This window comes from Ruegeria sp. D6, from assembly GCF_056534365.1.
Genome location: NZ_JBQFPH010000001.1, coordinates 432,490 through 448,306 on the forward strand (window position 1 = coordinate 432,490; position 15,817 = coordinate 448,306).

Consider the following 15,817-nt stretch of genomic DNA (forward strand, 5'->3'; position numbering starts at 1 on the left):
GTATGGCAGACGTTTCGAAAAATGATGCCCAATCGCATCGGTTTTCGCGGGAGTTTCACGCGTCTTGTACAGACGTCGGGCGAGTCCGGAAGACACCCCGCTGCCCGTTTACGTATAGCAATTAAACGAAGAATGCGGCGCTCAGGCAAGCAAAGAAGTGTTGCGGGCGAAAAGAAACCGCCTGATCCGACGCGTTACGAGAACGCCGCCATGATGCCGCGCAGTTCCGCAAGCCCGCGCATACGCCCGATCAACGGATAGCCGGGAGTACTGTGTCCGCCCAGATCGCTCAGCAGTTCTTGTCCGTGGTCGGGTCGCATCGGAATTTGCCAGTCGCAACGCCCTTGGGATTTGCGGCGGCGCTGTTCGTTCATCAGTTCGCGAATGGTGCCGACCATGTCGGTGTCGCCCTCCAGATGCGGGGCCTCAAAGAAGTCCGGTTTCTGGCTGTCTAATCCGGCGATGCGTTTGGTATTCCGCAGATGGACAAAGTGAATTCGGTCGCCATGCCTGCGCACGAAGTCCGGCCCATCAAATTCGGGAGACACTCCCAGCGATCCGGTACACAACGTTGCGCCGTTCGCCAACAAATCAACCGCATCCAGAACGGCGCCGTAGTCATCGGTACTGGACATGATCCGCGGCAGACCAAGCAACGAGAACGGCGGATCATCCGGATGACAGCACAAGCGTAGTTCCAGTTCTTGGGCGACTGGGGCGACTTCTGACAGGAAGTCGATCAGGTTTGCGCGAAGCCGGTCACGGTCGATATGTGCATAGGTCTGCAACAAAGCGCGCACGTCCTGCACGCTCCACTGATCGTTGGCGCCGGGCAACCCCGCTGTGACATTATGCTGCAACTGGGCCTTGGATTTATCCGACATGCGCAAGAAGCGATCCTTGGCCGTTTGCTGGACGTCGCTGGAATAGTCTTCGGACGCGCCCGGACGTTCAAGAATATGTATGTCGAAAACAGCAAAATCGGTCAGGTCGAACAGCATGGCCGTTCCGCCGTGCGGCTGCGGTGCGCGAAGGGCGGTGCGCGTCCAATCCAGGATTGGCATGAAGTTGTAGCAAACGATTTTGATGCCACGGGCGGACAGGGACCTGAGGCTGGACTTATACGCCTGCAGATGTTCAGCCATGTCTGCGGACTGTGTTTTGATCGCCTCGGAAACGGGCAGGCTTTCGACAACGTCCCAACTGTACCCGGCAGTAGCCAGAACTGCTTGCCGATCGGCGATGCTTGGTTCGTCCCAGGGCTGTCCCGGCGGGATGTGATGCAGCGCGGTGACGATGCCCTGAACCCCGACTTGATGGAGAGCGGCAAGGGCGATCGGATCATCGGGTCCGAACCAACGCCAGCATTGTTTCATGGCAGCCATCCTTCATAAAGCGGGTGATCGGACCTGATGGGAAGAGCAACGCGCTGCCCGGTGCGCGCCGCGTGATAAATCGCTGTCACAAGGCCGATGGATGCAGCGCCATCCTCCAGCGTAACGGCCGAATTTGCCTCGGACCGCAGCGCCCTGCCGACTTCGGTAAAGAACCCTTCGAACCCCGTTGGCTCGGCAGCGGAGGCTGCAAGGGCGTCGTCGATAGCGGCTTGGTCCACCGGGTCCCGCGCGACGAATGTCCAGGGCGTTTGACCCGGGGCATAGGGTTCCGTGCCAGAGGTGGCGGTCACCTTTTCAAAGACGAACCGCAGGCGGGTTTCGTCCGTGGCGGCGCCCAGGGTGATATTGCTTGTACACAAAGCTCCGGAAGTCATGCCAAAGCAGATCGCGGCGCAGTCTTCGGTCTCGATCGGGTTGACCCGCGTTGTGGCCATTGCAGACACCCAGGCGATATCACCCGCGATATGAGCCAGCAGATCATGGTTGTGGATGGCATGGCCCAGCACTGCGCCGCCGCGTTCACCAGCCCATGTTCCCCGCCACGGCACAGCGTAATAGTCTGCCCCGCGGGACCAATGGGTCTCAAGCGCGGCAGTTTGGACCGCTCCGGTCAGGCCTGCGCGTTGCAGGTGGCGCAGTTGGGCCAGTGACGGCCCCCACCGGTATTGAAACACCGGAAACACCTGCTTGCCCGCGCTGCGTGTGGCTGCCGTGATCCGATCCACATCTTGCATCGAGGTCGCAAGAGGCTTTTCGCAGACAACGTGTTTTCCTGCGGCCAGTGCTGCAAGGGTGGTCGGTACATGCAGATGGGGCGGCAGGCAGATGTCGATGACATCAATCGCCGGATCATCAAGAGCGTCCTGAATGTTGGTTAGTGCTCGAAAATCCGAGTTCTGCCGTATCTGTTCGATCCGGTCCGTATTCTGGTCGACCACGGCGGCTACGCGAAAGGTGCGGTCAAGCCGTTCCAGAGCGTCCAGATGTTGCGCACCTATACCTGCGCCAAGGATCGCAACGTTGATCATCTGCGTTCCGCCATTTCCTGCGCGTGCAGTGCCAGTTCCATGACCGTAAAGCAGTGGGTCTGTGTCATCGCGGTTTCGGTCCGGTTGCGGATGTCATCGGCCAGGCGCGCGAAGTAGGGAAGGCCGGCGTCGGCTGCGTCGATCTTTTGGCAGGTTTCACCATTGACGAGGATCAGATGGTCTGTCCCTGAAGCGCCACCCACATCGACGTATTTCCGCAACTCGATATATCCTTCGGTTCCGAGGATCGTCAGACGACCATCCCCCCAGTTTGGCAAGGCATCCGGCGTGAACCAGTCAACCCGGATGTACCCGGTACCATTCTCGCTGCGCAGATTGAGCTCTCCGAAATCCTGCAACCCGGGATCTTTGGGGTTTGCGTAGTTCGCCACATAGGCGTTTGTAATTTCTGCGGTTTCCGAACCTGTGTAGTGCAAGAACTGATCGATTTGATGCGAGGCGATGTCGGTCAGAATGCCGCCATAGCGGTCACGCTGAAAAAACCAATCCGGCCGGGTTGCCCGGTTCAATCGGTGCGGGCCAAGCCCAACCGTCTGGATCACGCGACCGATGGCACCGGACTCGACCAACTCGGTCGCCCGGGTGCTGACGGGCGTTTCAAATCGTTCGGAAAAATTCACCGACCAGATTCTACCGGTGTCGGCGACAGCTCGCTTGATCTGGTCGAGTTGCTCGAACGTCGTGCAGCCCGGCTTGTCGCTCATGACATCCATGCCGTTTTGCATGGCGCGGATCGTCAACGCGGCCCTATCTGCCGGTATTGCCGAAATCAGCGCCAGATCCGCCCCACTGGTTAGGGCGTCTTCCAGTCGGGCCAGCCGCGGAATATCGGGAAACCTTTTGACGTAGCCCGGTAGCGTTTCCGGATCGCCTTGTGTCCAGTAGCCAACGCAGTCCACGCCGATTTTACGCATGTTTTCCGTCATGCCATAGATATGGCGGTGGTCCAGGCCAAGGGCGACGCAGGTCAGTCTCATGAGATGACTCGTGTTTTCTGGCCGGTTCGATTGGCGATCTGCATCGCGTCTATGACGGCGTGGGTCAAAAGGGCACTGCGTCCGGTGGCCATGGGCAGCGTGCCATCGGCAACAGCCTTGGCGAAATCCTCGATGACCGCCTGATGCCAAGCATGGGTGAACGCCATGGGATCGGCCCCTCCGCCTGTGGCGGACGTTTCGCCAACCGTGGATTTATGACCATCGAAAGTCGTTAAGGTCAGGACACCTGACTCCAGATGCGCTTTGGCGCGTGTGCCTTGGATGGTAATGGACTCAGCGGCCCCGGGATATTCGGCAGTAGTCGCCATCATAGTGCCCACTGCGCCGTTATCCATTTCAAAGATTGTACCTGCCCAATCCTCAGCTTCGAGAACGTGTAACGGAGTTTTTCTCATCATGGCTTGAATGCCCGAGATCGGCCCCAGCAGCCACATCGCAAGATCAAGCGTGTGGATTGCCTGCGAGATCATGACACCGCCTCCGTCGCGCGCATAAGTGCCGCGACCCGGCTCGTCATAGTAGCTCTGATCGCGCCACCAGGGGACACGGATCTCCACCGTGGCGATCGCGCCCAGCTCACCTTGTTCAATGGCTGATTTCAGCGCATGCGAGGCAGCGCGGGCGCGGTGCTGAAAGACGATGCCCAGCGGCACACCAGAAACCTCGCACTGCTCGACGATGGCTGTCGCGGCGCCCAGCGTTCTCTCGATGGGCTTTTCCAACAGGATCGGTTTCGAAGCGCTCGAAAGAACCCGAACCAACTCTGAGCGCTGATCGGGCGGTGTTGCGATGATCGCAAAGTCGACGTTTGGGTCGTCTGCGATTTCCTCGATCGAGCCGAATGCGCGGGTGCCGTTTCGCCGCGCGAACTCAGCTGCTTTTTCAGAGTTGCGCCCGAGGACGCCGGCAAGACTGAGGCCTTGATCCGATGCTTGAATGGCAGCGACATGCGTGCCTGAAACCATCCCCAAACCAATCAGCGCAATATTCATTCATTCCCCCGGATCACACGGTCAGTCTGCGGGTTCGAACGGGAAAGATGCAACCATTAAAAACTGTGTTAACAATTGCGGGCAGCAGTATCGGAGGCAGAATTGACTGGCAATTTGAATGGCATTGCAGAAAACCTGTACTTGGGCATCAAGGACCTGCCAATCGTGTCTCCGCATGGTCACTGCGATCCGGGGTGGTTTGCAACCGATGAGCCGTTTCCCAACCCGGCAGAGCTGCTTGTGGTTCCCGACCATTACGTATTCCGTATGCTCTATTCGCAGGGCGTTCCCTTGTCCGAACTTGGCGTTGGGGAAGAGGGGCGAAAGAAGGATCCCCGCGCCGTTTTTCGCACCTTTGCCGAACACTGGCATCTGTTTCTGGGAACGCCATCCCGGATCTGGATAAGCTACGTGCTGCACGAAACGCTGGGCGTGTCTGAGGCGTTGTCTTCTCGCACGGCTGACCTGATTTATGATGAGATCTCAGAAAAGCTGACGCGTCCCGAATTTCGCCCGAGGGCTTTGTTCGACAGGTTTGGGATCGAGGTTCTGGCCACCACAGATTCGGCTCTCGACGGCCTGGCTGAGCATCGGGAGATTCGAACAAGCGGTTGGGGCGGGCGGGTTGTTCCGACGTTCCGCCCAGACGGGGTTTTGGATGGGGCGGACCCGGAGTTCGTACAGAACCTGAATAAGTTGGCCGAGCTGACAGACTGCGATCTGGACAGCTATGATGGCTACCTCAACGCGCTGCGAATGCGGCGGGCTTATTTCATCCAGCTGGGATGTACTGCCACCGACCACGGTATCGAACGCATAAAGACCGAGTGGCTGGACGACCCGGATGCGCTGTACCAGCGGCTGAGACGGCGGGAAGGTACCGAACAGGATGCTCGCCGGTTCTATGGGCATATGCTGATCGAAATGGCGCAGATGTCTGTCGATGATGGTCTGACAATGCAGATACATGCTGGCAGCAAGCGCAACACGAACCACGCGGTACTGCGGGACTTTGGACGGGACAAGGGGGCCGACATTCCAATCGCGATGGATTGGGTCACGGGCCTTGAGGCGCTGTTGAACCGGGTCGGTAACTCGGCGGAACTGCGCATCATTCTGTTCACACTGGACGAAAGCACCTATGCCCGCGAACTGGCCCCGATGGCGGGACATTGGCCGTGCCTTCGGATCGGGCCGCCTTGGTGGTTCCACGACAGCCCAGCCGGGATTGCGCGGTATTTCGATCAGGTCGTTGAAACGGCCGGATATTACAATCTGGCCGGATTCAATGACGACACGCGGGCTTTTCTGTCCATTCCTGCACGTCACGACCTGTGGCGACGGGGTGTGGCGATTCATCTGGCCGAGCAGGTTGCGCGCGGCTATTTCGATCGGGACAGTGCCGAGCATCTGGCGCGATTGCTGGCGGTCGATCTGGCGAAACAGGTTTACGGGTTGCAAAGGTAAATGGGTACAATTCTTCATTTCGGCCTTGGAAACTTTGCCCGGGCGCATTTGCTGGATTACACGGATCAAGCGGGCGGATGGGACGTTGTCGGCGTCAGCCTGCGTTCATCCTCGGTTCGGGATGGATTGGCCCGACAGGGTTTCGAGTACGATTTGTGCGTACAGGGGCAGGGAGTCCGGCGCATCAAAGCTCTGCGTGACGTTCTGGTCGCGCCCAAGGATCGCGCAGAGATATTCGATGTGATGGCGGATGCCGAGATCATTTCGGCAACCGTAACCGAGAAAGGTTATCACTTGGACGCCGCGGGCAAGCTGAACCTTCAGGACCCGGCGATTGCCGCCGATCTGGCAGGGCAAGAGCCTGCGACGCTGATCGGGTTTTTAGCTTATGGCCTTGCGGAACGGCGCAAGCCAGTAACGGTACTAAGTTGTGACAATCGCATGGAAAACGGCAAGACGCTCGAAACGGCAGTTGCCGATTTTGCGGAAGCAGCCGGTCTGGACGTGAATTGGGACTCTGTTCGCTTTCCCAACGCGATGGTCGACCGGATCACCCCGGCTACCACGGACGCCGTTCGCGCAATCAGCGGCGATCCTATGGCTGTTCCGACCGAGGCGTTCTCGGAGTGGGTGATCGAAGACAGTTTCTCCGGTCCGCACCCGGATTGGCCGGGAGTGCAACTGGTCGATGACGTAGCCCCGCACGAGATGCGAAAGCTGCGCATGTTGAACGGTGCCCATTCCCTGTTGGCTTATGCCGGGTTGGAGCGGGGCATGACCTACGTCCACGAAGCGGTTCGAGACCCGGTTTTGCGCCCGCTGGTTTCTGAGTTGATGAAGGATGCGGGCGCAACGCTGCCCGCTGCACTGCAAGCACAGGTTCCGGATTATGCCGAGGCTTTGTTGCGCCGCTTTGAAAACCCCGAGCTGGCGCACCGTCTGGACCAAATCGCGATGGATGGCAGCCAGAAGCTGCCGTATCGGTTTGTTCCCACACTCCGTGAGACCGGCTCTCAGGCGGTGATTGCAGGGATGCGGGCCTGGATCTCCTATTGCATGTCCGAGATCGCAAAGGGCAGGGCGCTGAACGATCCTTGCGCGTCGGAAATTGCCAAGGCCGTCAAGCAGCCGGACCCGGTAGCGCCGCTTTTTGGTCTCGTTGGTGCTGAGGATCTCGCGCCACTTATCCGGGAATGATCGCGCCGCGGAATTGAACAACGGTGGAAGCCAAATTGTGTCCAGCCATCAGGGCGTCGGCCTGTGATTTCCCCATCAGCAAGGCCGCGAGGTACCCACCGTTGAAACTGTCGCCCGCCGCTGTCGTATCCAGCACGTTTTTGGCAGGTTCATAGGTTTGGTCAGTGTTCTGACCGATGGACAAAGGGCCATTCTCTCCGCGTTTCAACGCACCGACACCGTGATGATCGGCAAAGCGTGCAGCCACCTGGTCCGCGCTTTCCCCGAACAATGCCATCTCGTCGTCAATGGACGGCAGGGCAATGTCTGCACGTTGCCAAAGCCGTTGGTTAATCTGCCGAGCGTGTTGGACGCTGTCCCAAAGAAGCGGACGAAAGTTGCTGTCATATACCAACCGAACGGAAGAGCCTTCGAGCCAGTCCAGAAGCGCAAGCCTGACTGCATGCGGAAGAATGGCCACGGAAATCCCTGACAAGTACAGCACGTTGTAACCGTTCAGCGGGCTGAAGTCGTGATCGGCAAAAAGCTGACGGGCGGCCGCCTCGCTGCGCCAATAGGTAAAGCTGCGTTCACCGTCCGCAGATGTAGTGATCGCGTATAGTCCCGGAGAGGCGTTCGGAATGATGCGGATGCCGGATGTTCCGATGTCATGACTGGCGATGAAGTCCACGATACGCCTTGAGAACGGATCGTCGCCTAGACATGTCACATACTCCACCTGCAGGTCAGGCGCGGCACGGTGCATGTAGATGGCCGTGTTCAGCGTATCCCCCGCGACGCCCACCTTCGCGCCGGTTTCCAGCATGGACAATTCGATCATTGCTTCGCCGATGCAGGCAATTCGCGTCATTTCTTTTCTCTTTTCCAGATGATGAGACCGGCAGCCATGATCAGCGCAGCCCCCGCCAACGTGAATGCGTCCGGTACTGTGTCAAAGAACAGATAACCCCAGATTGCCACGTAGATTAGGAACGAATAGGTGAATGGCATCAACTGGTTCGCCGTTCCAAACCGATGCGCGTTCGTCAGCAGCTGATGCCCGCACCAGCCAAACACACCAAGGCCGATCAGTACAATCAGGCTCCACGTGTTTTCTGGCTGGACCCAAAACCAGATGGCGAACGGCAACAGGACCACCGTACCGGTAAGCCCGAGGTAGAATTGCATAGTGTCCACGGCAACAACCCCGGACAGCCTGCGCGTCATGATCGAGTACAAGGCCAAAGCGGTGGCATTATATACGATCAGCAGCATGGTCGGATGAAAGGCCGAACCAAACGGCCGTACGACGACCAACACCCCCAGAAAGCCCAAGATGATAGCCGCCCAACGCCATGGGCCCACGCTTTCTTTCAATACTAAGACGGACAGAAAGCACACGATGACCGGGCTTGAGAACATGATTGCCGACACAACGGTCAGTGGCAAAAACCGTAGGGCATAAAAATTGAAAACGGTCGCCGAGATCAGCAGCAAGGCCCGGCTTATCACCTGCCATGGATGGTCAGTCTTGAACCGACCGGCCTCTATCCCGCCCTTGGCGATCACGCCCACTGAGATCACGAAGTGCCCCGCATAGCGCATGAACGCCAACTGAAATGCTGGCACTCCGGCCAACGCCAACCACTTGGCCCCAAGGTCAACCAACGAAAAGAACAGCCACGCCATCAACATCAGCACAATGCCAAGGCGCGGCAGGTCAGCGGTGGGGTTGGCGGAGACGGCCATCGATCAGGTGTTGAAACGCTTGACGTAGTAGTCAACCATCTGGCTTACCATGTCATCCGCCTGACCGTGGTCGCGGGCGTCATTCAGCGCCGAAAGCGCGCCCTGCGACATCACGCTGGTAACGCCTGCCTCGCGCGCCATTCGGTCATAATACCCGAGGTCTTTTGCCGCGTTCTTGATGGCAAAGGCCAGCTGATTTGGGTCGCTCTCAACGCCATAGGCTTTGACGAAATCCATCATTCCGGAATGCAGCGGCCCTGCGGCCATCACATCATACAGCTGCTTGCGGTCAACACCGGTGATGTCAGCCATGGCAAAGGCTTCGGCCATCGCGTTCGCAACGGTCATTCCGAAGAAGTTGTTGATCAGCTTGATCGTGTGCCCGGAACCAACGGGGCCAAGGTAAAAAACGTTTTCGCCCAAATCTTTCAGTGTCGGCTCGGCCTTGTCAAAGGCGGCCTTGTCTCCAGACGTCATAATGTTGAGCTTGCCTTCTAGCGCGTGTGAAGGTGTCCGGCCAAGCGGTGCATCAAGATAGCTTCCGTCGGCTGCGGCAACCTCCTCGGCCAAGGCGCGTGTGCTGCCAGGAAGCGAGGTGCCAAAGTCGATGACAATCGCGCCGGATTTCAATCCCGCAATCACTCCATCTGCACCGTGCATTCGGCTCTCGACCTGTTCGGAGGTGCCCATGCACAGCATCACGATGTCGCTGGCCTGAGCCAGTTCTTGGGCGTTTTGCATCTCGCGGGCGCCTCGGTCAATCGCGGCGTCCAGGTACGTGCGGTCGCGGTTTCCCAATACAGCGACCGAATATCCTTGGTCCAACAGTCGGCTCACCATGGCTCCGCCCATTAGTCCCAAGCCGATAAACCCGATTGATGGTTTGCTCATTGGTTTCCCTTTCCGTGAATGTGTCTGGTTTTTATTCTTGTGTTTGTTGCGGGCGGCTTTGCTTTTTTAATGCTCATATTGCCCGGTGGATAATCATTGGTTTTTAGGTGGTCCGGCATTTGGCCGGGCCGCATGTCCATCAGGCCGGCGCCCGCGCTCGGGTCGTTCGCGCCTTTAGCCCCTGTTCAATCCGTGATGTGACCTCGAGCGTTCGGGCTGCATCCTCGACGTCAATCAGAGGAGGAGCGCCATCGATCACGTCAAGGAAGTGATCCAGCTGCACCTCTAGCGGTGCGCGTTGTTGTTCCGGTCGTGTAAGTTGGTCTTTTTGGGCCGCAGTGCCCCAATCCTGTCCGCGCCACAGGGTCATGGAGGGAAAACTCACAGCGCCACTGGTTCCCGTGATCCAGATCATGTCCTGATGGGTCGTGCCGATGTTCGGGTTCTCGCCGGTTCCGGCCTCAAACCCCCAGGGGCTGGGTGCGGTATCGGCAAAGCTGATAGTGCCCGTTGCGCCGTTTTCGAATGCGATCGCGACAGCCCCGCTTTCTATCCTATCCGATCCGCGGATGGGCGCTCCGGGCAGGGCGACGACATCCGAGATTTCTCCGATCACAAAGCGCAGGACATCGATATCATGCACCAGATTGATCATGACTGGGCTGCCATCGGAAGTCCGCCAGTTCTGTTCAAAATAGCTGTCGGGTTTGCGCATGGCCCACAGCAACGAGACATTGATGACTTGTCCGATCGTACCTTGCGCGATCACCTCCTTCAGGTGTTGCAAGATTGTATGATACCGCCGATGGTGGCCTACAAGACTGCGGACATTGGCCTGGCGAATGGCCGTCTTCAGGCGCAGTGCATCACCGACCGACGCGGCAACCGGCTTTTCGATCAGCATGTGCCAACCGCGAGATGCGGCCAGAATGCCATGTTCGGCATGCAGGCGGGTCGGAGTGGCGATGATGACGCCATCTACCGGGTCCTGCACCTCGTCCATACTAGCAAAACGCGGCGCGTCGATCTGGATCGAGCCATCTGGATCGGCCAACCCGACCAACATGCAGCCGGGATGCTCAATCACGGCGCGGACGTGGCGGATACCGATTAATCCGCCGCCGGCTACAAGGATCCGTTTCACATCACCGCTCCGATTTGCCAGGGAACAAATTCGTAGTCACCCAAGCCCTGCGCCTCGGACTTGGTCCGCGCGCCAGAGGCGACTTGGAGCAGCCGTCGGTATATTTCCTGTCCTTTTTCTTCGACGCTGGCGCCTTTGGTCAGAATGTCGCCCGCATCCACGTCCATGTCTTCGGGCATGCGTGCTGCCAATTCAGAGTTGGTAGCGATTTTCAGCGTGGGTGCCGGTTTGGACCCAAATGCAGAGCCGCGTCCCGTGGTGAAGCACACAAGGTTGCACCCAGCCGCGATCTGCCCGGTCACCGAGGCCGGGTCATATCCGGGGCTGTCCATGAAGGTGAAGCCTTTGGCGGTGATGGGTTCGGCGTATTTGAATACACCGGTCAAAGGGGTGGTGCCGCCCTTCGCCGCTGCCCCCAGCGACTTCTCTAGGATGGTCGTCAGACCCCCTTGCTTGTTGCCGGGGCTTGGGTTGTTGTCCATCGAACCGTGATTGCGAGCGGTATAGTCCTGCCACCAATCGATCAGTCCGATCAGTTTTTCCCCAGTTGTGCGACTAAGGGCGCGGCGGGTCAAAAGGTGTTCGGCTCCGTAAATTTCGGGTGTTTCCGCAAGGACACCTGTGCCGCCTTGCGCAACCAACAGGTCGCAGGCATGTCCGAGCGCCGGGTTCGCGGTCACGCCGGACCAAGCGTCCGAGCCACCGCATTGCAGCGCAACCATCAGTTCGGACGCCAGGGCTTCGCTGCGCCTCGCCTCATTGGCAATGGGAAGCATCTGGTTGATCTTGTTGATGCCCATTTCCACGGTCCGACGCAATCCGGCGACGTTCTGGATGTTCATCGTTTGGAAGGTGGGACTTTGCTTCAGCCCATACGCGTCCAGCAGCCAGTCGATCTGGTTCATCTCGCAGCCCAGACCGACCATCAGAACGGCAGCGTGGTTGGGGTGTTTTGCAAACCCCCACATGACCCGTTGAAGGGCTTCGAAACCGTCGCCGGAATCGGCCATTCCGCAGCCTGTTCCATGGACAAAGGCCACCACGCCGTCGATGTTCGGAAACTTGGCCAGCTTGTCCGGCGTGAAGTGATTGGCGATCATGCGGGCCGCAGTCGCCGAACAGTTCACTGTGGTCAGAACCGCGATGTAATTGCGCGTGCCGACCCGACCGCTGTCCCGGTGGTAGCCCATGAATGTATCGACCGAGGTGGCAGGTTTGGTGGGCCTGTGATCCGTCGCAAACTCGTAGTCCACACTGGTGTTCCGGAACTCGACATTGTGGGTGTGCACATGGTCGCCGGGTTCGATCGGTTGGGTGGCGTAGCCGATGATCTGGGCGTACTTTCTGACCGGATCGCCGAGTGCAAGATTCCGTGTGGCGACCTTGTGCCCCGAGGGGATGCGTGCATTGGTCGTGATATCCTCGACCATACTGCCGGCCTCCAGGTGCCGAGTTGCAACCACCACGCTATCTGTTCGATCTAAACGTACAAAAGTCATAATCAGCTTTCCTGGCGGCAGCAGCTAGGCGCAGAACGGTGAGTCCGATGTCCACCGGTGAATATCTATATGCGGCTTGCCGGACAGTCTTGCTCGAGCCGCCTCCCAATTGGACTTGCAGACGCGCCAATCTCGCAGCTCGGTTTCGGGGCGCGATCTGGACCTCGCGATGAAGCTGGGGAAATGATCTCGACCGGTCGGCTGGCCTGCCGCGCTAAAGCGGATGTCGAACGACCAGCGGAACCGGTCCGTTTTATTGATCAGCGAAGCGTGTGGCGTCAAAGGGTGAAACAGGATTATCCCGCCGGCCTTGACAGGAAGGGGTACGGCGCGGCCTTCATCAATGAACCCGTCAGCAATGCCTGTCTGCGTCCGGGCACAATGCGGCAGGATGGTTTGGTCCTGTGCCTTCGGCAGCACTTGCAGGCAGCCGTTTTCGACGGTTGCATCGTTGACGGCAATCCACACCGTGACCATGTCGGTCTGATCAGCATCCTCCAGCGCAACCGCTCGGTCCTGATGCCAGTCCGTTGCGGTGATGTGCGCGCGCACCTCGTCCTTGGACAGCTTCAGGGCAGGGGGCTTCAGCCGAACGTGCTGGATTGGATTGCTCACCAACTCTGGCCCGATCAGCTGCTCGACGATGTCAAGCATGGTACGGGCCGTCAGCAAGTCGAACACTGCGGGCCCAATATGGAACGGTGTGTCCGCCATGATCCGATCGCCGGGCAGCGAGATGTCCAGCGGCTGGAAATAGTCGCATCCGGCTTGATAGGCGGACAGAAGTTTGTCCCAGAAGGTCATTCCAGACGGCTCGTCCTTGACCAGCCCTTTTTTGTACCAACAGTCATAGAGCCGGTTCAGGACATCCGAGTATTCCGCTTGCACCCGACCCAGGACATCGCGGGGAATTACATCCTCAACCACGAGGTATCCATCGGTCTGGAACTTGCCAATCGCATCTTGTGTCAGCATGGGTGCAACCTCACAACAGCAGCGCGATGATACCCGGCCAGATCAGAAGAACGGAAAGCGCCAGCAACTGGATCCCGATGAATGGCAGGAAGCCGCGGAAGATATCCGTCAGGCTGATATGCGGCGGGGCCACTGACTTCAGGTAGAACGCGGCCGGGCCGAAAGGGGGCGAGAGGAAGCTGACCTGCATGTTCATACAGAACACGACGCCGAACCAGATGGCGACATGACTCGGCTCCAACTGGCCAAAGACTCCGATTTCCTCGATAGGAAGGCGCAGGACGATCGGCAGAAAGACCGGAATGATCAACAGTACGATGCCGACCCAATCCATGAATGCGCCCATGAACAGCAAGATCAGCATCATTACCAGAATGACCAACATGGTCGGCAGCTCCTGGCCGACGATCAGGTCGGCCACGTATTGGGGCCCTCCAGCAATGGTATAGGCACCCGCCAGCGCGGCGGCCCCGATCGTAACCCAGATGATGGTGCCTGTGGATTTTAGTGTCCGCATCAAGCTGTCCCAAACCAGCTCGAACGATCCTTCGCCCCTTAGGATGGCGATGATCAGGACTGCGAAGGCGCCCATGCCTGCAGCCTCAGTGATACCTGTGATCCCGCCATAGATCGAGCCGAGCACGACGCCGATTACAACCAGCGGCGCGACGAGACCCTTGCCCATTTCCCAACCGATTTTTGCGCGCTGTCTGCCAAAGACGAAGAAAATCAGCAGAAGGGCGACGATCGTGATACCGGCAAACCAGGGCAGGTAGTCAGCTGTCCCCAATCGCGCTGGTTCGCCCTGGCTGGCAGCGTTGGAGCCTGACAGCTCGAAAAAAGCGGCCCGGATAAACAGAACGGTGGAAAATCCGGCGACGACGATGCTCATGAAGGCACCAAACAGTTTGCGTTTCTCGGCTGGTTCGGGGTCGTTCGGGTCCGGTTCCGGCAGCGGAGCGTGATGAGGATTCAACCGCGTGCGGATGATGATGTACAGGATGATCATCGAGGCCAGCATGAAGCCGGGAATGAAAGACGCGGTGAACAGCGACTTGATCGAGGTTTCGGTGATCAGCCCATAGATGATCAGAACGATCGAAGGAGGGATCATGGTGCCCAGAGACCCTGAGGCGCAGATGACGCCGATCGCGAGATTCTGATCGTAGCCCAGGCGCAGCATCTGGGGCAGGGCGATAAGGCCCAGCAGGACAACCTCACCGCCGATGATGCCGGACATGGCAGCCATGATCACCGCCATGATCGAGGTCACGATCGCGATGCCGCCGCGTGTTCTGGACAGCCAGACATTCAGCGACGAATACATGTCGCGCGCGATCCCGGACCTCTCTAGCAGCGACGCCATGAAGATAAACAATGGCACGGATATGAGCACGTAGTCCGTTAAGAGCCCGTATATCTTCTGCGCCAGGATATAGAGCGGCCCAGTCCCAGGCCGACCTGTGAGAATCCCGTCGCCGAATGAAAACGGGTTTAAAAGCAGTGTCGGTTCGAACTTGAGCACAAGAACCAGAACCGCAAGCGAAGCCGAGGCCAGACCCAAGGGCATCCCGATCGCCAGAAGCACAATCAGGGCGACCATCAGGATGAGTGAGATTGTTCCAATGTCCATCAGTCTTGTCCCACCGCCCGTTTGATCATTTCAATTTCGTCTTCGTCCGGTTCATCTGTGTGGATTTCCGGTTCTTTGTTCCAATCCGCGACCAGGTTCAAAATTGCTTGCATTGCGACGAGCGTAATCACGATCAGCACCATCGGCTGCAACGTCGCCGGGATCGGCGGATTGAAGGCAGAGCCATAAAGCTCCCATTTGTAGAGCTTGTTGACGAACACCTGTTTGTAGCTGCCGTAGACAAGAAAGAAGGCAAATAGCACGATCAGTATAGTCGAAACCGTATCAAAAACGCGCTGAAGCCAACGTGGAACTGCGTCGTACAGCAGGAATATTCGAATGTGACTGCGTTGCTGCATGGCGTAGTAGCCAGACATCAAAAACACAAAGCTGGCGAACCAGAGTGTCATTTCGTTCGCCCACTCGGTCGGCTTCTCCAGGATATAACGCATGAAGACTTCGTAGAGCATCACGACAGTCATGATTGCGATCATCATCATCGTCACTCGACCTATGAACAGGGCGAAACGGTCCATAACCGTCGAGCCTTCGAACTCCATCGTCGCCGGGCGCACGGTCTTGGTACCAATCACTGCAAGAAACGGTAGAAGGACGAGCGCGGCCATGTCGATGATGTCGACATACCCCCCGAATACGCCAGACAATTCGGGCGTAACGTCGCTGCGCAGATATATTTCAGTTACCTGACTTTTGAGGGACTCAGAGGTGTAAGGCAGCCAGTCCAATAGGAATGCGGGAAGATGCCAAACAAGCCAGCTGGCTGTTGCGACGAAGGCCAACGGTATGAGCCATTCAATTAGTCCGCCTGAGTTCTTGTGCATCGCGT

13 protein-coding genes and 1 pseudogene are annotated in these 15,817 nt (G+C 58.2%); 2 read left to right on the forward strand and 12 right to left on the reverse strand.

Annotation, left to right across the window (positions count from 1 at the left end):
* Positions 1 to 194: 194 nt before the first annotated feature.
* Genes uxuA through ACR0A1_RS02175 form a run of 4 tightly spaced genes read right to left on the reverse strand, consistent with a single transcriptional unit; the run spans position 195 to position 4,436 of the window.
* Complete coding sequence (gene uxuA, locus ACR0A1_RS02160; protein ID WP_480570501.1) at positions 195 to 1,376, reverse strand: mannonate dehydratase; 1,182 nt, start codon at positions 1,374 to 1,376, stop codon at positions 195 to 197.
* A complete protein-coding gene (locus ACR0A1_RS02165; protein WP_480866056.1) occupies positions 1,373 to 2,425 on the reverse strand; it encodes a Gfo/Idh/MocA family protein in 1,053 nt (350 codons plus the stop codon). The genes uxuA and ACR0A1_RS02165 overlap by 4 nt, the downstream gene beginning before the upstream one ends.
* Entirely contained in the window at positions 2,422 to 3,423 is a 1,002-nt protein-coding gene (locus tag ACR0A1_RS02170; protein ID WP_480866058.1) for a Gfo/Idh/MocA family protein, read from the reverse strand. The genes ACR0A1_RS02165 and ACR0A1_RS02170 overlap by 4 nt, the downstream gene beginning before the upstream one ends.
* A complete protein-coding gene (locus ACR0A1_RS02175) occupies positions 3,420 to 4,436 on the reverse strand; it encodes a Gfo/Idh/MocA family protein (protein ID WP_480866059.1) in 1,017 nt (338 codons plus the stop codon). The genes ACR0A1_RS02170 and ACR0A1_RS02175 overlap by 4 nt, the downstream gene beginning before the upstream one ends.
* A 102-nt stretch (positions 4,437 to 4,538) precedes the next feature.
* Between ACR0A1_RS02175 and uxaC the strand changes: the two genes are divergently transcribed.
* Together uxaC and ACR0A1_RS02185 are read left to right on the forward strand one after the other, a co-directional pair.
* Positions 4,539 to 5,903: a glucuronate isomerase gene (gene uxaC / locus ACR0A1_RS02180; RefSeq protein ID WP_480866061.1), complete on the forward strand. Its 1,365-nt coding sequence runs from the start codon at positions 4,539 to 4,541 to the stop codon at positions 5,901 to 5,903.
* Positions 5,904 to 7,100, forward strand: coding sequence for a mannitol dehydrogenase family protein (locus tag ACR0A1_RS02185; protein WP_480866062.1), 1,197 nt, complete (start codon positions 5,904 to 5,906; stop codon positions 7,098 to 7,100).
* Here the strand turns inward: ACR0A1_RS02185 and ACR0A1_RS02190 are convergent.
* From ACR0A1_RS02190 to ACR0A1_RS02225, 8 genes and pseudogenes are all read right to left on the reverse strand, one after another.
* A complete protein-coding gene (locus tag ACR0A1_RS02190; protein WP_480866064.1) occupies positions 7,087 to 7,950 on the reverse strand; it encodes a sugar kinase in 864 nt (287 codons plus the stop codon). The genes ACR0A1_RS02185 and ACR0A1_RS02190 overlap by 14 nt on opposite strands.
* A complete protein-coding gene (locus ACR0A1_RS02195; protein ID WP_170646478.1) occupies positions 7,947 to 8,828 on the reverse strand; it encodes a DMT family transporter in 882 nt (293 codons plus the stop codon). The genes ACR0A1_RS02190 and ACR0A1_RS02195 overlap by 4 nt, the downstream gene beginning before the upstream one ends.
* Positions 8,829 to 8,831: 3 nt before the next feature.
* Positions 8,832 to 9,752 (reverse strand): annotated as a pseudogene (locus ACR0A1_RS02200) (NAD(P)-dependent oxidoreductase); the annotation flags it as partial.
* Positions 9,753 to 9,858: 106 nt separating this feature from the next.
* A complete protein-coding gene (locus ACR0A1_RS02205; RefSeq protein ID WP_480866066.1) occupies positions 9,859 to 10,863 on the reverse strand; it encodes a Gfo/Idh/MocA family protein in 1,005 nt (334 codons plus the stop codon).
* On the reverse strand, positions 10,860 to 12,362 hold the full coding sequence (locus ACR0A1_RS02210) for a UxaA family hydrolase (RefSeq protein ID WP_480866068.1): 1,503 nt from the start codon (positions 12,360 to 12,362) through the stop codon (positions 10,860 to 10,862). Before ACR0A1_RS02210 ends, ACR0A1_RS02205 begins: the two co-directional genes overlap by 4 nt.
* Before the next feature lie 24 nt (positions 12,363 to 12,386).
* Positions 12,387 to 13,337: a phytanoyl-CoA dioxygenase family protein gene (locus tag ACR0A1_RS02215; protein ID WP_170626580.1), complete on the reverse strand. Its 951-nt coding sequence runs from the start codon at positions 13,335 to 13,337 to the stop codon at positions 12,387 to 12,389.
* Between the two features lie 10 nt (positions 13,338 to 13,347).
* On the reverse strand, positions 13,348 to 14,970 hold the full coding sequence (locus ACR0A1_RS02220) for a TRAP transporter large permease (RefSeq protein WP_170403499.1): 1,623 nt from the start codon (positions 14,968 to 14,970) through the stop codon (positions 13,348 to 13,350).
* Positions 14,970 to 15,812, reverse strand: a complete 843-nt coding sequence (locus ACR0A1_RS02225) for a TRAP transporter small permease subunit (RefSeq protein ID WP_480503398.1) — start codon at positions 15,810 to 15,812, stop codon at positions 14,970 to 14,972. Before ACR0A1_RS02225 ends, ACR0A1_RS02220 begins: the two co-directional genes overlap by 1 nt.
* Between the last annotated feature and the right edge of the window lie 5 nt (positions 15,813 to 15,817).